Source organism: Methylophaga sp. UBA2496, from assembly GCF_002341635.1.
Lineage (GTDB): Bacteria > Pseudomonadota > Gammaproteobacteria > Nitrosococcales > Methylophagaceae > Methylophaga.
This window is the reverse complement of sequence record NZ_DDOK01000003.1, coordinates 189911-207652: the sequence shown is the minus strand read 5'-3', so window position 1 is coordinate 207652 and position 17742 is coordinate 189911. Positions and strand designations below refer to the sequence as shown.

Annotated in this window: 19 protein-coding genes; 15 read left to right on the top strand and 4 right to left on the bottom strand. The window is 46.4% G+C overall.

Annotated features, from left to right (window positions below):
* Window position 1: 1 nt before the first annotated feature.
* Window positions 2-247 carry a DUF2007 domain-containing protein gene (locus B2W60_RS01790; RefSeq protein WP_292361553.1) on the top strand — a complete coding sequence of 82 codons (246 nt, stop codon included), beginning with the start codon at window positions 2-4 and terminating at the stop codon, window positions 245-247.
* Here the strand turns inward: B2W60_RS01790 and ribF are convergent.
* The gene (ribF, locus tag B2W60_RS01785) at window positions 232-1176 is read right to left on the bottom strand and encodes a bifunctional riboflavin kinase/FAD synthetase (protein ID WP_292361552.1); all 945 of its coding nucleotides are present in this window, start codon (window positions 1174-1176) and stop codon (window positions 232-234) included. The two genes, B2W60_RS01790 and ribF, sit on opposite strands and share 16 nt — an antisense overlap.
* Before the next feature lie 124 nt (window positions 1177-1300).
* Here ribF and B2W60_RS01780 point away from each other — a divergent pair, with 124 nt between their 5' ends.
* Genes B2W60_RS01780 through folE2 form a run of 5 tightly spaced genes read left to right on the top strand, consistent with a single transcriptional unit; the run spans window position 1301 to window position 5521 of the window.
* Entirely contained in the window at window positions 1301-1546 is a 246-nt protein-coding gene (locus tag B2W60_RS01780) for an exodeoxyribonuclease VII small subunit (protein ID WP_292361551.1), read from the top strand.
* A gap of 26 nt (window positions 1547-1572) precedes the next feature.
* Complete coding sequence (ispA, locus tag B2W60_RS01775; RefSeq protein WP_292361822.1) at window positions 1573-2439, top strand: (2E,6E)-farnesyl diphosphate synthase; 867 nt, start codon at window positions 1573-1575, stop codon at window positions 2437-2439.
* A 15-nt stretch (window positions 2440-2454) separates the two neighbouring features.
* The gene (dxs, locus tag B2W60_RS01770) at window positions 2455-4275 is read left to right on the top strand and encodes a 1-deoxy-D-xylulose-5-phosphate synthase (protein WP_292361550.1); all 1821 of its coding nucleotides are present in this window, start codon (window positions 2455-2457) and stop codon (window positions 4273-4275) included.
* A 47-nt stretch (window positions 4276-4322) separates the two neighbouring features.
* Window positions 4323-4703, top strand: coding sequence for a 6-carboxytetrahydropterin synthase QueD (gene queD, locus B2W60_RS01765; RefSeq protein ID WP_292361549.1), 381 nt, complete (start codon window positions 4323-4325; stop codon window positions 4701-4703).
* 8 nt (window positions 4704-4711) lie between these two features.
* Window positions 4712-5521 (top strand): GTP cyclohydrolase FolE2, encoded by an 810-nt coding sequence (folE2, locus tag B2W60_RS01760; protein ID WP_292361548.1) that lies wholly within the window; start codon window positions 4712-4714, stop codon window positions 5519-5521.
* A 51-nt stretch (window positions 5522-5572) separates the two neighbouring features.
* On the opposite strand, the gene B2W60_RS01755 is transcribed toward folE2, so the two are convergent.
* Window positions 5573-6217, bottom strand: a complete 645-nt coding sequence (locus B2W60_RS01755; RefSeq protein WP_292361547.1) for a retropepsin-like aspartic protease family protein — start codon at window positions 6215-6217, stop codon at window positions 5573-5575.
* 39 nt (window positions 6218-6256) lie between these two features.
* Here B2W60_RS01755 and mobA point away from each other — a divergent pair, with 39 nt between their 5' ends.
* The 3 genes from mobA to ttcA are packed head-to-tail and all read left to right on the top strand — an operon-like array spanning window position 6257 to window position 9490.
* Entirely contained in the window at window positions 6257-7372 is a 1116-nt protein-coding gene (mobA, locus tag B2W60_RS01750) for a molybdenum cofactor guanylyltransferase MobA (protein WP_292361546.1), read from the top strand.
* Entirely contained in the window at window positions 7365-8624 is a 1260-nt protein-coding gene (locus B2W60_RS01745) for a bifunctional molybdopterin-guanine dinucleotide biosynthesis adaptor protein MobB/molybdopterin molybdotransferase MoeA (RefSeq protein WP_292361545.1), read from the top strand. The genes mobA and B2W60_RS01745 overlap by 8 nt, the downstream gene beginning before the upstream one ends.
* Window positions 8624-9490, top strand: coding sequence for a tRNA 2-thiocytidine(32) synthetase TtcA (gene ttcA / locus B2W60_RS01740; protein ID WP_292361544.1), 867 nt, complete (start codon window positions 8624-8626; stop codon window positions 9488-9490). Before B2W60_RS01745 ends, ttcA begins: the two co-directional genes overlap by 1 nt.
* Before the next feature lie 661 nt (window positions 9491-10151).
* On the opposite strand, the gene B2W60_RS01735 is transcribed toward ttcA, so the two are convergent.
* Together B2W60_RS01735 and B2W60_RS01730 are read right to left on the bottom strand one after the other, a co-directional pair.
* A complete protein-coding gene (locus B2W60_RS01735) occupies window positions 10152-10538 on the bottom strand; it encodes a VOC family protein (RefSeq protein ID WP_292361543.1) in 387 nt (128 codons plus the stop codon).
* A 36-nt stretch (window positions 10539-10574) separates the two neighbouring features.
* On the bottom strand, window positions 10575-11459 hold the full coding sequence (locus B2W60_RS01730; RefSeq protein WP_292361542.1) for a DMT family transporter: 885 nt from the start codon (window positions 11457-11459) through the stop codon (window positions 10575-10577).
* A 73-nt stretch (window positions 11460-11532) separates the two neighbouring features.
* On the opposite strand from B2W60_RS01730, the gene dapC reads away from it, so the two are divergent.
* The 6 genes from dapC to B2W60_RS01700 all read left to right on the top strand — a co-directional run bounded on the left by dapC (window position 11533) and on the right by B2W60_RS01700 (window position 17695).
* Window positions 11533-12729, top strand: a complete 1197-nt coding sequence (dapC, locus tag B2W60_RS01725; RefSeq protein WP_292361541.1) for a succinyldiaminopimelate transaminase — start codon at window positions 11533-11535, stop codon at window positions 12727-12729.
* An 18-nt stretch (window positions 12730-12747) separates the two neighbouring features.
* Window positions 12748-13569: a 2,3,4,5-tetrahydropyridine-2,6-dicarboxylate N-succinyltransferase gene (gene dapD, locus B2W60_RS01720; RefSeq protein WP_292361540.1), complete on the top strand. Its 822-nt coding sequence runs from the start codon at window positions 12748-12750 to the stop codon at window positions 13567-13569.
* Between the two features lie 154 nt (window positions 13570-13723).
* Window positions 13724-14068: an ArsC family reductase gene (locus B2W60_RS01715; RefSeq protein ID WP_292361539.1), complete on the top strand. Its 345-nt coding sequence runs from the start codon at window positions 13724-13726 to the stop codon at window positions 14066-14068.
* On the top strand, window positions 14058-15200 hold the full coding sequence (gene dapE, locus B2W60_RS01710) for a succinyl-diaminopimelate desuccinylase (RefSeq protein ID WP_292361538.1): 1143 nt from the start codon (window positions 14058-14060) through the stop codon (window positions 15198-15200). Before B2W60_RS01715 ends, dapE begins: the two co-directional genes overlap by 11 nt.
* 5 nt (window positions 15201-15205) lie before the next feature.
* Window positions 15206-15493 (top strand): hypothetical protein, encoded by a 288-nt coding sequence (locus B2W60_RS01705; protein WP_292361537.1) that lies wholly within the window; start codon window positions 15206-15208, stop codon window positions 15491-15493.
* 72 nt (window positions 15494-15565) lie between these two features.
* Window positions 15566-17695 (top strand): TonB-dependent receptor, encoded by a 2130-nt coding sequence (locus tag B2W60_RS01700; RefSeq protein ID WP_292361536.1) that lies wholly within the window; start codon window positions 15566-15568, stop codon window positions 17693-17695.
* The last annotated feature ends 47 nt before the right edge of the window (window positions 17696-17742 follow it).

The following is a 17742-nucleotide window of genomic DNA, read 5'->3' as shown; positions in this document are numbered from 1 at the left end:
CATGAAGCTGATATTTCGCGGTTCCAATATTCTTGAAGCACACATTGTGGCGGGCCTACTGGATTCACATGGCATAGAAACTCATGTTGGCGGGCATTATTTACAAGGCGCTGTAGGAGATTTACCTGCCAGTGATTTTGCCCATATCTTTGTCAACGATGAAGATCTCCACGCTGCAGAACAGCTAATATCAGATTATGAAGCGGGTAAATTTGCCAGCGACCAGGGCGACTATAACTCGATGTGACTCTCAAAATAATCTTTCGCCTGCGCGGAGTCGAAATGAATCTGTTCAATCAATTTTTCCAGACTGGCAAATTTCTGTTCATCACGCAGTTTTTTTAGAAAATAGACCTGTACGTGCTCACCATAAATATCACGCTGAAAATCAAACAGATGCACTTCGAGCAAAGCTTTATCGCTGCCTGAAATTGTAGGTCTGACACCGATATTGGCAACCCCATTTACCGGCTCTTCATCAATGCCGTACAACTGCACAGCATAAACACCATTTAACGGTACTTTTGCCCGATGCAGATGAATATTTGCCGTCGGATACCCCATTTTGCGACCACGTTTATCGCCATGTGCGACGCGGCCACTCATCCTGTAAGGTCGGCCTAGTAATTTTTCTGCCACGCTCAAATCCCCCTCACGCAAAGCGTCTCGAATACGGGTACTGCTGACCCGCATCGCATCAATGGCAAAGGTATGCATATTGACGACTTGAAAACCTTGATTTTTGCCGACTTGTTGTAACAGGTTAAAGTCACCTTGTCGATCTTTGCCAAAGCGAAAATCATCACCCACCACCAGATAGCGAACATTCAACCCTTCTACCAATAGTTTTTGAATAAAGGTTTCGGCCTGCATTTCGGCAAGCTGGCGATTAAAACGCAATACGCAGAGTTTTTGAATCGAATAGGCGCGTAATGCTTCTACTTTTTCACGGAAACGCGATAATCTGGCGGGAGCTTTTCCCGGTACAAAATATTCAAAAGGCTGGGGTTCAAAAGTGATCACCACAGCAGGCAAATTAAGCATGTCTGCTTTCATCGCCAATTGAGTCAGTACAGCCTGATGCCCCAGATGGACGCCATCAAAGTTACCAATCGTCGCCACGCAACCTTGTGCGGGGTCGGGTAAATTGTATAAGCCGCGAAAGATTTTCGGCATGAACAGTTCAGTGTAAGAGGAAAACGCTACAGACTAACGGGAAATTAACAAACATTCCAGCAGGCATGTCAGCTTCGATTGACTTATAATGTGACGTTAACGCGAAATTTGTACAGAGGCCAATATGGTGGCAAAACGCAAAAAACTGGATTATGAAGCGGCAGTCAGTGAACTGGAATCACTGGTAGAGCGTTTGGAACAAGGTGATATCAGCCTGGAAGAATCGTTAAAACTCTATGAACGCGGTGTATTGCTTACCCGTGATTGCCAGGAGGCTTTGCAGGCTGCAGAACAGAAAGTACAAATGTTATTGCAGCAATCCGGTCAGTCTGATTTAGTAGATTTTGATCCTGATTCCGAGGCCTCGTGACACAAGAATTTTCGCTTTCTGACTGGATGCCCGCGCACCAGCAACGTATTAGTCTGGCTTTACAACAACGATTACCCGATCAAAATACTGTTGCAGCTGCGACCTTGGCTGAAGCTATGCACTACGCGACATTGAATGGTGGTAAACGTTTGCGTGCAATGCTGGTCTACGCAACTGGAGAAGCCTTCAATGCAGATCCTGAGGCATTGGATTCAGCTGCCTGCGCAGTCGAGATGATACATGCCTATTCACTGGTGCATGATGATATGCCTATGATGGATGATGATGATTTACGGCGTGGTCAGCCGACTTGTCACAAAGCCTATGATGAAGCGACAGCTTTATTAGTCGGTGATGCACTGCAGAGCCTGTCATTTGAATGTTTAACTGATAACAATTTGCCACCTGCCCAGCAAATTGCCATGGTGAAATGTCTGGCAAACGCCTCTGGTGTTCTGGGCATGGCCGGAGGACAAGCTATTGATTTAGCTTCAGTGGGCAAACAACTCAGCCAATCCGACCTTGAGGCCATGCATTTATTAAAAACCGGGGCATTAATCAAAGCCAGTGTCATGTTAGGCGCCTATTGCAGCGCAAATCACAGCACAGCGGATTTAAAACAGCTGAACAATTATGCTGAGGCTATCGGTCTGGCATTTCAGGTACAGGATGATGTGTTGGATGTGATTGCTGATACTGCTACATTGGGTAAACAGCAGGGTGCAGATATTGCTCGTAATAAACCAACGTATCCGTCATTGATGGGACTGGAAGCCGCCCGTAACAAGGCACAGACGCTGGTAACAGATGCATTGGCAGCACTCGATAATCTAGAAAATCAATGTTTAGCACTGCGGGCACTGGCAACGTTTGTCGTGCAACGAACCTTTTAATCACACTGATTCAACATGACAAGCCTACTTGCCCAAATCGACTCCCCCGCCCAGTTACGTAACTTGGAACGTAAACAACTGGATCAATTAGCGAATGAGATCCGCGAACTGATTATCGACAAAATCCAGCAAACCGGCGGTCATATTTCGTCAAATTTAGGCGTTGTCGAGCTCACATTAGCTTTGCATTATGTGTTTAACACACCTGAAGATCGCCTGGTCTGGGATGTTGGACACCAAAGCTATGCCCACAAAATTCTGACAGGGCGCCGAGATCAACTGCATACCATGCGTCAACCCGGAGGACTTTCCGGCTTTCCCAAACGCAGTGAAAGTGAATACGACAGTTTCGGGGTTGGTCATTCGAGTACCTCAATCAGTGCCGCATTGGGCATGGCTATTGCTGCGCGTGACAGCGGAGAATCAAGACGTTCGGTAGCCATTATTGGTGATGGTGCTCTGACGGCTGGTCAGGCCTATGAAGCACTGGCGCATGCGGGTGATCTGAATGCCGACTTATTGGTCGTGCTTAACGATAATGAAATGTCGATTTCCAAAAATGTCGGCGGTATGGCCAATTATCTGGCCAGACTGCTCTCCGGACGTTTTTATCGTTCTGCGCGTGAAAGCAGTAAGAAAGTGCTGGAAAAAATACCCTCAGCCTGGGAGTTTGCCCGTCGAACAGAAGAACACGTCAAAGGCATGATGGTGCCTGGGACCCTGTTTGAAGAAATGGGTTTTAACTATATCGGTCCCATTGATGGACACGATCTCGACACGTTAATTACGACATTGAGCAATCTGCGCAACAGTAAAGGTGCGCAATTTCTGCATATTGTCACCAAAAAAGGTAAAGGCTTTGAACCAGCCGAACAGCAGCCTTGCAAATACCATGGCGTCAGTCCTGCTAACAGTAAAAAATCCGGTCCCACGTTTACCCAGGTTTTCAGTCAATGGCTGTGTGATATGGGTGCCGCCTCCGAAGAATTAATAGCGATTACGCCCGCCATGTGTGAAGGATCGGGCCTGAATGCCTTTGCGGAACGCTTTCCTGAACGTTACTTTGACGTTGGCATAGCAGAACAACATGCAGTAACGCTGGCTGCAGGAATGGCCTGTGAAGGTAAAAAACCTGTTGTGGCAATTTATTCAACTTTTCTGCAACGCGCTTACGATCAATTAATACATGATGTGGCATTACAGAATCTTCCCGTGTTATTCGCCATTGATCGCGCAGGGTTAGTTGGTGCGGATGGTGCGACACATGCAGGAAGTTTTGACCTTAGTTATCTGCGCTGTATTCCCAACATGTTGATCATGACACCAAGCGATGAAAATGAATGCAGGCAAATGCTGACCACCGGGTTTCATCATAATGGCCCTGCGGCCGTAAGATACCCGCGTGGGTGCGGCAATGGCACAACGGTTGAACCAAAACTGGACAGCATAGCCATCTGTAAAGCCCATACCTGCCGTTCGGGCAAAAAAATCGCTATTCTGGCCTTTGGGACGTTATTACACGCAGCGCTTGATGCTGCTGAGCAAGTAGATGCCACTGTGGTGAATATGCGCTTTGTCAAACCACTGGACACTCAGATGCTTGATGAGATTGCCGCCAATCATCAATTAATCATCACGATTGAAGAAAATGCCGTTCTGGGGGGCGCCGGCAGTGCTGTCAACGAGTACTATCAGCAACAGGATATTCGTACTCGCTTACATATGATGGGCTTGCCTGACCGCTTTGTTGATCATGGTGATCATGGTCAAATGCTTAGCGCCTGTGGTCTGGATGCAAGTGGTATTATCGATACCATCAATCGTTATTTTGCGTAATAATGGCCTGTTCGATAGCCTAATTCCTGAGTATAATAGTCAACATTATGAGCGCCACCTATACATTAAAAATTCTGGCTGATTTTGCCTCTGCACATACCCTGCGAGACTATCCTGGGGATTGTCGGCGGATGCATGGTCATAACTGGAAACTTGAAGTCGAAGTCACCGCCAATGCACTTAATCAGCATGGTATGGGCATGGACTTTAAAACCATTAAAACGGCGACTCGTGAATTAGCCAAAACACTGGATCACCGTTACCTGAATGATATTCCGCCGTTCGATGAGATTAATCCGACGGCTGAAAATATCGCCCAGTTTTTTTACCAGCGCCTTAGCAATACGCTAAACACCGACACAGCCAGAGTCTCTGGTGTCACGGTTTGGGAAACCGACCGTGCGTGTGTCAAATATAGTGAGGATTAACCCTAATCATGACTGATCAAAATAAGCCCGTGGCAGCAGCAGAAATCGAAGACGTACAGAACATTAAAGACAAACGTCATATAGCGATTGATAAAGTTGGCATCAAAGATATTCGCCATCCTGTTGTGGTCAGTGATCGCACTACCGGCGAACAGCACACTGTCGCCAATTTCAATATGTATGTGAATCTGCCACACCAGTTCAAAGGCACACATATGTCTCGTTTTGTTGAGATCCTTAATCAACATGAACGTGAAATTACTGTTAAATCATTTCATACCATGCTGGGCGAAATGACTGAGCGTCTGGATGCTGAATCCGGTTATATTGAAATGAGCTTCCCCTACTTTGTAAACAAAGAAGCCCCTATTTCAAAAGTCCGCAGTCTGATGGATTATCAGGTCAGCTTTATTGGTGAAATTGTTGGTAAAAAAACCAGCATGAATGTAAAAGTCATTGTGCCAGTCACCAGCCTGTGCCCATGCTCAAAAAACATTTCTGACTACGGCGCGCACAATCAACGCTCACATGTCACGTTAACCGTCAAAACCGACAGCTTTATCTGGATTGAAGATTTAATCGATCTGGTAGAGGACGAAGCATCCTGCCAAATTTACGGTTTGTTGAAGCGTCCTGACGAAAAGTATGTCACCGAGCATGCCTACGACAATCCGAAGTTTGTGGAAGATATGGTACGTGATGTCGCAGCGCGACTTAATGCAGATGATCGCATTAAAGCCTACACCGTTGAATCGGAAAACTTTGAATCAATTCATAACCATTCAGCTTATGCCTTGATTACCCATGGTTTTGATTGATTCGTTAATCATTCATAGTAAAAAAAGCCCGGTATAGCCGGGCTTTTTTTGTCAGAATTTCCGGCGCAAATCCATTCTTTCGCCTTTGCGTTCCATATCAAAGGCATTCAGAAAGCTCATACCGAGTAACGCGCGTTGTGGTTCCGGACCATCAATCACTACTGCGGCGACATTATTCAATGAAATATCTCCAAGCTGTACGGTCTCCAATTGAAGACTGTAAGCCAGTTCTACTCCGGAAGCCGTTCTGACAGAAATCTGTTTGGCATCCAGATAATTCAAACCTAAACGCTTAGCCGTTTTACCATTCAGCGCGATAACGGAAGCACCGGTATCCACGACAAAATCTACTGTAAAACCATTGACCGAGCCGCTGGTAAGATACATACCATTCGTTGGCCAGATACTGACTACGGGCATTTCTGGTGGTGCGGAATACACCCCGCCGACACGATTATTCAGCTCAAAAACACCGCGTTTGCCAGCGACCTCCAGTATCGCCTGACTACTATTGGCGCTGATTAAAGTCACGCCTTCGGGCGTCTGTTGATCGACAGACAAAAAATGTTGCTGACCGTTGATTTCCACCACAGCATGATCACGGTACAGTCCGGTAACCATAATTTGTAAATCCATCGACCATGCGTTAAGTGGAATACACAGTATAATAAACACCAGAATCGTAAATTTACGCATCGTCCCTACTCAACATAAAGCCATTAATTACAAAATATCATGACTGATTATTCCTACCCAACCGTGACCGGTGTCATACTTGCTGGTGGCGCTGCCCGTCGCATGGGGGGTAATGACAAAGGCCTGATAGCATTTCTTGACCGGCCGCTGGTCTCACATGTCATTGATCATATTGCACCCCAGGTTGAGCAGCTGCTGATCAACGCCAATCGTAATATCGAGCGCTATCGACAGTTCGGCTATCCTGTGATTAGCGATACACTTTCCGATTTTCAGGGACCATTGGCTGGCATGCTGGCCGGTATGCAGGCAGCAAATTCCGATTATATTCTGACTGTCCCCTGTGACAGCCCGGCACCCAGTACAAAATTACGACAACGTATGCTGGAAAGCCTGCTTCGCAGCGGTAAAAAAATCGCCGTTGCAACCGATGGTAAGCGTATTCAACCAGTATTTGCATTATTAGACTGTGAACTGGCTGACGATTTACAAAATTATCTCGCCTCCGGCGAAAGAAAAATTGATCGCTGGTTTACCCAGCAACCGATGATTGAAGTAGATTTTTCGGATCAACCGGATAGTTTCAGGAATTTCAATCATCCTGAAGACATACAAACAGCCGGATTCGACTGCTCGGTGCCAATACTGGGGATAGCCGCATTTAGTGGCACTGGCAAAACGACTCTGCTGACACAATTGATTCCTAAACTAAGAACCGCTGGATTAAACGTCGCCGTCATCAAACATGCACATCATTTATTTGATATTGATCAGCCCGGTAAAGACAGTTATCGAATTAGGGAAGCCGGCGCTAATCAGGTCCTGGTGGCCTCCCGGCGGTTATTGGCACTTATGCAAACCAGCAATATTGAGCAATCAGAACCCCTGCTTGCTGACTGTTTAGCCCGGTTAGATATGCGGCAACTGGACTTGATTCTGGTGGAGGGCTTTAAAAACGAGGCTATACCAAAACTGGAATTACATCGCGCCAGCATTGGTAAGCCATTGATTTATATAGATGACCCCAATATCATAGCGATTGCAACGGATTCCGCTTTGCCTGACGAACCCTCTATACCCAAATTGAATTTAAATGACTTAGACGCCATTCTGCTCTTTATCCAGACCTTTATCCGGCAATATCATCATGACTGAATTTACCCCACAGCCAAGCTGCGCCACAACTGAACCGGTTACCACATTACGAGTTGAAGAAGCCAGACAGCGCATTTTGCAACAAATAACGCCCATCAGTTGCTGGCGTAAAGTCGCTTTACGTGACGCATTGGGACAAGTGTTACATAAAGATGTTATTTCTCCGCTATCTGTTCCGCCTCATGCCAATTCAGCAATGGATGGTTATGCATTACGAGGAAAAGATCTTCAAAACCTGCCCATCTCCCTAAAACTCATTGGCAGCGCGTTTGCCGGTCGTCCGTTTGATAAATCAGTTAATGCTGGTGAGTGTGTTCGAATCATGACCGGTGCGATGATGCCGGATGGTTGTGATACTGTCATCATGCAGGAACAGGCCGAAGTTCATGATGATTTGATAACACTGCACGGTGAACATCATGCCGGTGAAAATGTGCGCCTTGCAGGTGAAGATATTCAGGCTGGCGCTGTAGTGCTTCGTGCTGGCCATCGAATTATTCCGGCAGATTTAGGGCTGCTTGCATCGCTTGGATTGGCCGAAGTATCGGTACGCCGACGGATTCGGGTTGCGTTTTTTTCCACCGGTGATGAATTACGCTCTGTTGGCGAAGCATTATCTCCAGGCGATATTTATGACAGTAACCGTTACACGCTGTATGCCATGTTAAAACGCCTGGATGCAGAAATCATCGACATGGGTGTGGTTACCGACACACCCGATGCGATACGCACAGCGTTGGTAGAAGCAACCAGGGAAGCCGATGTCGTCATTACCTCTGGTGGTGTCTCAGTAGGTGAAGCCGATTACGTTAAGCAATTACTGGAAGAACTTGGTGAAGTGAATTTCTGGAAAATTGCGATGAAACCAGGCAGACCCCTCGCCTATGGCAAAATTACGGATACACATTTTTTTGGCTTACCCGGTAATCCTGTGTCCGTTATGGTGACCTTTTATCAGTTTGTACAACCGGCATTAAACAAACTGGCCGGAGCCATTAACCAGGCCCCACTGATATTACAGGCCATAGCAGCAGAAAAGATTCGTAAACGTCCCGGCCGTTTCGAGTTTCAGCGTGGATTTTTACGCAATAATAACGATAATCACTTAGAAGTGACGATGACCGGCGAACAAGGCTCCGGTATTCTGCACTCCATGAGCCACGCCAACTGTTTTATTTTACTGGATGAAGATTGTGACGGTATAGCTCCCGGTCAATCGGTCACTGTCCAACCTTTTGCAGGTCTGATCTAATGTCTGAAAATCAACTTAAACAACAACATGAATTCAATAAACTGCATAAGCGTCTGCGTCGTCAGGTAGGCCAGGCGATCGCTGATTACGATATGATTCAGGATGGCGATAAAGTCATGGTCTGTCTCTCAGGCGGCAAAGACAGCTATACGATGCTGGATATTCTGCTGAATTTACGCGATCACGCACCAATCAATTTTGAGTTGATTGCCGTCAACCTTGATCAAAAACAGCCCGGCTTCCCAGAGCATGTATTACCCGAATATCTCAGCAACCTCGGTGTGCCGTTTCATATCATTGAAAAGGATACCTACAGCATCGTTAAAGAAGTTGTCCCCGAGGGAAAAACCACCTGTGGTATATGTTCAAGACTTCGTCGGGGGGCTTTATACGGTTACGCTCGTAAACATGGCATTACTAAAATCGCTCTGGGTCATCATCGCGACGATATAATTGAAACACTGTTTTTGAATATGTTTTATGGTGGCAAGACCAAAGCCATGCCGCCCAAACTTCTGAGCGATGATAAAACCAATATCGTCATCCGGCCGCTGTGTTATGCCAAAGAGTCTGATATCACCCGCTACTCTGAAGCGAAGGGCTTCCCGATCATTCCGTGTAACTTATGTGGTTCACAGGAGAACCTGCAACGTCAGGTAATTAAGGAAATGCTGCAAAACTGGGAAAAACAACATCCCGGGCGTGTTGAAAACATTTTCCGAAGCATTCAGAATGTTGCCCCCTCCCAATTGGCTGATCAGCAACTGTTTGATTTTAAGGGGTTAGAACAATCACGTATTGATGCCACCGGAGACGAAGACCCAGCTTTTGATGAACAAATCTATCCAGCTTTAGCGCGTGTGTGACTTTTTGATATCTGCACAATTAAAGTTATACACCTTTGATTGTTTTGTTACAGTGCGCTTAAAATAAATTTCGCTAAGTCATTGAATGCACACAACACACACCTAAGCTATTGATTTTATTGCAAATCACAACATGGTTAATTTTTAACCATATCGCGTTCCTCTGTTAAAGAATAAGGACTTAGCGATTTTCACCTATATTAACCACAGACTTATCCACAGAAAATGTGAGTAACTTGCTAAGTTATTGATCAACACTTTTAAGTGCTTGAGTTACCGGATACTCCCTAGGGCTTGTCATGAAAGCGTGTTAAATAGTCGCAATTTAATTAAATGAAATTGCCTGGCAAAATTAATCGAAAGTTAACTTGCTGGCACAGATTTTGATTTTTCTTCCAATAAAACTGGCTGAGTTATTCACTTTTTCCTGAATTGTTACAGTACTCTTACAACAAACTTCGCTAAGTGATTGAATGTACAAAATGATTAGCTAACCAATTGAATTTAAATAGAATTTTAAGTTGGTTAAATTTTAATCATTTTGAAGAGGGCTGTTACAGATTAACGACTTAGCGATTTTCAACAATGTTAACCACAGACTTATCCACAGAAATTGTGAGTAACTCGCTAAGCCGTTGATTGTCAGTTTTAAGTGACTGAGTTACTTGGTTACCGGGGTAAAGTCTTCGGCAAATTCCAGCGCATTTCCATCCGGATCGCGACAGAAAAAAGCAGCTCTTCCAGACTTACTGCGGGAGAATTCCACACCGGCTTGTTCCAGACGTAATGCAAGTGCTTCCAGATCTTCTACCAGCAGGGCCACATGCCGGTCCCGGCCACCATGTTCAGGGCGACCATCAGTCGAATCGGGGTTGGGCAACACCATTAAATGCAATTGTTGCTTGTTATCCAAGTCCAGCCAGGCGCCATCATAAGCAAACTTTGGACGATTAGGATTCAACGGGATCTGCAAGACATCACAGTAAAACTTCAGTGATGTAGGTAAATCTGCCACCAGAAAACTGGCATGTGCAATAGACTTAATCATAAACAATTCCTGCAAATCAAAAAAAAAGACATGGGTCTAACGATTGGTTTTTTCAACCTGAGCAATTCCAAAAGCCGCCGCAAAAATTAATGCACCACCCAGCCACTCCTGCAAAGTCATCACTTCCATAGTTAACAAGGCTGAAGAAATCGCTGCCACAATTAATTCAAATAACATAATAACAGCCGCCAGATAAACCGGCATTCTGGCGAGGCCATAAAGTACTGCGATAGTCATCGCAATGATGATACCGCCTCCCACCAGAACGGCACTTAGCCATACCGATATATCTACAGCAGGAATAGACGCCTGTTGCAGCAGTAAAACCAATATTGAAACAGCGACCACGCCCCACAGGACAATGGTGGTTTTTAACACCATCGGAACAGCTGCAAGTTTTCGACTCAGCACATTGTTTATCGCAAAACAAATACTGGCAAACAAAGCCAGCCAATCGGCCAGACCATGAGGCCAGGGAAATCCCACATCGGGACGCCACAACATCAGAACCGTGCCCCCCATCGCCAGAACAAACATAATGATGGCCGAGATAGACAGTTTTTCTCCCAGCCACCAGCGTCCTAATATGACCGACCATAATGGTGATAAATAAAATAGCAACATGACTCGCATCACCTGCCCCTCATTCAAGGCCACCAAAAATGCAAGATTTGTCATTCCGGCCGCCAGTGCCAGCCAAAGTAGATCCGCAGGAATCTGTTTCCAGTGATAACGTTGCCTGATAAATATCGGCAGACTGGCCAGCCCGGCAGTCAAATACATAATCAAAGTCACCCATATCACTGACATACCGGCCTGCTCAAACAACCGCATCGGATACCAGATGATGCCCCACATAGTGGCAGCAAATAACAGACTGAGAATCGCGAACTTGAATTCGATAGGTTTTATAACGTTCATCTGGATGCTTATAACACGAGAGGCGGTTGAAGCGTTATAATGCCCAGATTTTCTTATCCGGCGATATGTATTAATGAATCCAGATCTGGCCCTATTACATCCTTATCCTTTTGAGAAACTAGCCGAGCTCCAGCAGGGTTGCCAGCCACCGAATAACCTGGCACATATCTCATTATCGATTGGCGAACCCAAACACCCTACTCCCGGCTTTATTACCGAAGCAGTAATCAGTCATTTGCATGGGTTGTCTGTCTATCCAACGACTATTGGTAGTATCGAGTTACGGCATACCATCGCCAACTGGCTGGATCAACGGTTTCAACTGGCCGGTCACATTGACCCGTTATCACAGATTCTGCCGGTGAATGGTACGCGTGAAGCATTGTTTGCATTCGCCCAGGCGATTATTGACCGACGTCATGATCCACTGATTGTGATGCCAAATCCGTTTTATCAGATATACGAAGGTGCTGCATTTCTGGCCGGTGCCGAGCCTTACCTGCTTAACTGCACGGAAGAAAACGGTTTTGTACCGGATTTTGATGCTGTCCCGGCCAGTGTGTGGTCTCGTTGCCAGTTGTTATATCTTTGCAGTCCGGGCAACCCAACGGGTGCGATTGTGGATGCTGAAACCCTGACCAAACTGATTCAACTGGCACATGAATATGATTTTGTGATTGCCGCCGATGAATGTTATTCCGAAATCTATTTTGATGAAGCTTTGCCACCAGTTGGTCTGCTGCAGGCAGCTGTTGCCGCAGGTTATACAGATTTAAGCCGTTGTGTGGTATTTCACAGTCTTTCCAAGCGCTCCAACGCACCTGGGCTGCGCAGCGGATTTGTTGCGGGTGATGCCACAATAATGAAATCTTTCCTGCGCTACCGCACCTATCATGGTTGTGCCATGCCTCCTTCAACCCAGTCAGCCTCTATTGCCGCCTGGTCAGATGAAGCTCATGTTGTACATAATCGTCATTTGTACAGAGAAAAATTCACTGCCGTGCTCGATATTCTGTCACCGGTAATGAATGTGACTCAGCCTGAAGCAAGTTTTTATCTGTGGGCAGAAACACCAATTGCCGATACCGATTTTGCCCGTGGCTTGTTTGATCAATATAACGTCACCGTGTTACCGGGGCGTTTTCTGGCCAGAGATACCAAACAGGGTAATCCCGGCGTAAATCGAATCCGTATGGCATTGGTTGCACCACAAGATGAGTGCGTCGAAGCCGCAATGCGAATCCGTGATTATATTGAAACCCTATCTTAAAATAACCTGGAGAAACCGATGAGCGATATCCAACAGATTATCGAAACGGCATTTGAGCGCCGTGCAGAAATCACCCCAGCCAATGCCGATGCGGAAGTGCGTAATGCCGTCAACGAAGTTCTGGGAATGCTCGACAGTGGTAAAGCCCGTGTCGCTGAAAAACAAAATGGCGATTGGGTCGTCAATCAATGGCTGAAAAAAGCGGTTCTGTTATCGTTTCGTTTAAATGATAACCGTCCAATGTCGGGTGGTGAAACACAATACTTTGATAAGGTTGAACCAAAATTTGCCAACTTCACCGAAGCTGATTTCAATACTGCTGGTGTCCGTGTGGTGCCGCCTGCTGCGGCACGTCGTGGTTCCTACATTGCACCAGGCGTTGTATTGATGCCCTCTTACGTTAATATCGGTGCCTATGTTGATTCCGGCACCATGGTGGATACCTGGGCAACTGTTGGTAGTTGTGCACAAATTGGTAAAAACGTGCATTTATCAGGCGGAGTAGGTATTGGTGGTGTGCTTGAACCATTACAGGCCGGCCCGACTATCATTGAAGATAACTGTTTTATCGGTGCCCGCTCTGAAGTCGTTGAAGGCGTTATTGTGGAAGAAGGCTCCGTCATTTCGATGGGCGTTTATATTGGACAAAGCACCAAAATCTTTAACCGCATGACGGGGGAAATCAGTTACGGTCGCATTCCTGCTGGCTCAGTTGTGGTTTCAGGTAACCTGCCTTCTAAGGATGGCAGTTACAGCCTGTATTGCGCCGTGATTGTAAAACAAGTTGATGAAAAAACCCGAGGTAAAGTCGGTATCAACGAATTACTGCGTGATATCTAAATAAAAAGTAAAAGACGATAACGACGATTAAATCTTCGTTATCGTCTTTTTCACTGATATTCTCAGTGCAATCACTCATGCAATGACAGTTGATATACTGTATCATTTTCGCTTATTTCCGACTTCACTAACTCATGAATAGAACGGCATATTGATGAAACTGTTTGGCATCAAAAATTGTGACACAGTCAAAAAAGCCCGCCGCTGGCTGGATGAACATCAGGTGTCTTACCAATTCCATGATTTTCGCAAAGATGGCCTTAATGAGACCACCATCAAACAATGGCTAGAGAAAATTAGTTGGAAAGAACTTATCAACAAACGTGGTACCACTTGGCGTCAGCTGGACGACCCACGAAAAGAACAGCTTGATCAACAAGGCGCCATCGAATTAATGCTCGCTCATCCCACACTTATCAAGCGCCCCGTCATTGAAGATGCATCCGGCGTATCAATAGGTTTCAATGAATCTGATTTTCAGGCCCGCTATGCAAAATAATCTCTCTGAAACTGTCCAGCTTACGATTGATTTGATTCAGCGTGACAGTGTTACGCCAGCCGATAAAGGCTGTCAGATCATGCTGGCCGAGCGGTTGGCTGATAGTGGCTTTGATGCCGAATACCTGCGATTTGGTGAAGTCGATAACCTGTGGTGCCGCCGGGGCCATAATGGACCGTTATTTGTATTTGCCGGGCATACGGATGTCGTGCCTACCGGTCCAGTCGATAAGTGGACCCATGAACCGTTTGCCGCCAGAATCGACAATGGTATTTTATATGGTCGTGGCGCAGCTGATATGAAAGGCAGTATTGCCGCCATGGTGACGGCCTGTGAACGTTTTGTGGCAAAACATCCTCAACATGCGGGAAGCATTGCTTTTTTGCTGACCAGTGATGAAGAAGGTCCTGCTACTGATGGTACCGTTAAAGTCATTGAGACATTGCAGGCTCGTCAGGATCATATTGACTGGTGTGTAGTCGGTGAACCGACCAGTACCGACAAAGTGGCCGATGTAGTCAAAAATGGCCGCCGTGGTTCGTTAAATGGCTATCTGACGGTCAAAGGCAAACAGGGCCATATTGCCTATCCGCATCTGGCGGATAATCCGGTACATAATCTTGCCCCTGCTTTGGCTGAACTCTGTGCAGTGCAATGGGATCAGGGTAACGAAGATTTCCCACCCACCAGCTTTCAGGTATCCAATTTAAACAGTGGTACAGGCGCAACCAATATTATTCCGGGTACGGCGGAAATGGTTTTCAACTTCCGTTACTCTACTGAAGTCACCCATGGGGAACTTCAACAACAGGTCGAAGCCATTTTGGACAAGCATGGTGTTTCATATCAGTTAGACTGGGTATTGTCAGGTAAACCTTTTCGTACAGCCGGTGGTAAATTACTTGAAGCCGTGCAAATTGCTGTTCAGCAGGTAACGGGCTATACAACGACTTTGTCTACTTCAGGCGGCACTTCCGATGGGCGGTTTATTGCTCCAACCGGGGCCCAGGTAATCGAATTAGGCCCGTTAAACGCCACTATTCACCAGATTGATGAACATGTCACCATTGCCGATCTGGATACTTTGTCAGTCATTTATCAACAATTACTGACTGAACTGCTGGTGAACTAACCAACATGCAACTTCGGCACACCCAACATCTGTTATGGCTTTTTGCAGCGGTATTATTGCTGATGCAGTCCATGGCTGTCTGGCATGATGCCGAGCATGCTTTTCATGATCATATTGCCTTATGTGACCAGTTAAATGTTGTCAGTCATACTCCATCAACAGATTCCTACCCGCAGCTCATAGTCGGCATCTGGCAACAACATTTTCAGCTTGATACGGCTGTTACAGCTCCTGCTCATTTTGAAAACAGCTATCTCTCATTCGCGATTCGTGCGCCCCCCGTTTTTTCATAGCATTTGATTTTTTTTAACGCCTTTTCCTGTTTGGAGAATGGCTGCTGATATCTGCTATGAGGATTATTCGTGATGAATAAAAAACCACTTGTGGTGTTGCTTGCTGCGGCACTGTCCCCTATGGCTTCTGTAGCGTTTGCTGCTGAAGATGCTGTTGATATTCCCCGTCTGGTGGTCACGTCCGACCCATTAGGCAACCGTACTTCTGATGAATTAATCCAACCGGTTACTGTTATTGCGGGTGATGAACTCAATCAAAAACGTGCCAGCACACTGGGCGAAACGCTGGATGGCCTGCCAGGTGTACATAATGCCGACTTTGGACAAGGCGTTGGTCGCCCTGTAGTTCGTGGTTTACAGGGTTCCCGGGTACAGGTTCTGGAAGATGGCTTAAGTACCTCTGATATATCAGGTGAAGGTGCTGATCACGCAATCGGACTGGATACCGGACGCGCCGATCAAATTGAAGTATTTCGTGGTCCGGCGACCCTGCTTTATGGCAGTGGTGCTGCCGGTGGTGTTATCAATGTTCGCAGTAATCGCTTTAACCCGGAGTTTGGCGATTCACCAAGGGTTGATGGTCAAATGTCATATGGTTTGAATGGCCATGACCGCCAGGGTCGTCTTGGTTTGGAACTGCCGATGGGTGACAGTTTTGTTTTACGTACCGATTATGGGGTGCGTCGCAGCAGTGATTTTGATATTGATGGCTATCAGGAAAAAGGCCAACGAGTTGGTCGTAAAGACAAATTGCAGAATAGCGAAGTGGAAAATGATGTATTTTCCATCACCGGTTTATTCAAAGGTGATTGGGGCTTTGCCGGTTTAGGCTACAGCACCTGGGAAACGCAATACGGCATTCCAGAAGTGTTTTTGGGTGAAGGCGAAGAAGAGCAGGAAAGGATTCGTGCGAAAAATGATCGTTTTGATTTTCGCAGTGAATTCAATGATCCGTTGCCAGGCTTTCAGACTGCTCGTCTGAAAATGGCCTATACCAGCTATCGTCAACAGGAAATTGGTTCAGAATTTGATGATGGGACATTCGTTGAAAGCGAAGTTGAAACCCGCTTCAACAACAACGAAACTGAAATGCGTCTGGAAATGGTGCATAACCCGATTGGTGATTGGGAGGGTGTTATCGGTCTGCAATTTAATGATCGCGACTTTGAAGCCGAGGGTGAAGGTCATAGTCACGGTGATGGTGACGATGAACATGGCGGTGGCTTTTATATCCGTGGCAATGACACCCGCACCGTCGGTTTGTTTATTCTGGAAGAACGTCCCACACATTTTGGTCGCTTTGAAATTGCCGCCCGAGTTGATCACGTCCGTTCCAGCTCAGATAATCTGGATGAAGCACGCGATATTGACTTACCCAGTGGTGACGAGCTGGAGCAAGCTGCCAGCCTGAGCAGCCGCAGCTTCACACCGTTCAGTTTATCGGCCGGAACCATTATTGATGTCGATCCAGCACATCATTTAAGAATGTCGGTGACCCGTTCACAACGCGCGCCTTCTGCGGAACAACTGTATGCATTTGGCCGGCATGCTGCAGCAGGTACGGTGGAAATCGGTGACCCTAACCTTGGTAAGGAAACCTACACCAACTTTGAAGTCGGCTTTGATCGGCATATCGGCGCCTTCCGTTACGATCTGACCACCTTCTACAATTATGTAGATGATTTTATCTATTTAGCGTCGCAGGATGATGGTACCGGTCAGGCTATTGAGATTGAAGGCGATACACTGGTTGTCAATGAACAGCGAAATGCCAAATTCTATGGTGTGGAATTTGGTGCCATTACCGATCTGGTTGATGGTCCGATTCCGCTAAGCATGCGATTATCAGCTGATCATGTGCGCGGCAAACTCAGTGGTGGTGAAGATATACCTCGTATGAGCCCGACACGGGTTGGCATCGGTTTTGATACTTCCTATGCGGATTGGGATTTCAGTCTCGACTATCGCCGAGTCTTTAAACAAACCAAAACCGCTGTCACTGAAAACAATACCAGTGGCTATAACCTGGTCTCGTTTGATGCCAACTGGTCACCGGCCAGTCTGAAAGGTGCTGAAATCTTTATTCAGGGTCGTAACTTGCTTAATGAAGATGGTCGCAGACATACCAGCTTCTTTAAGGATGAATCCCCAATCCTTGGCAGAACCATTTATACCGGAATCCGCTTCGACTTTGGCGGCTAAGGTTAATAGTGTTTTTCCACCCAGAGGCCCGGCGTTGCCGGGCCTTT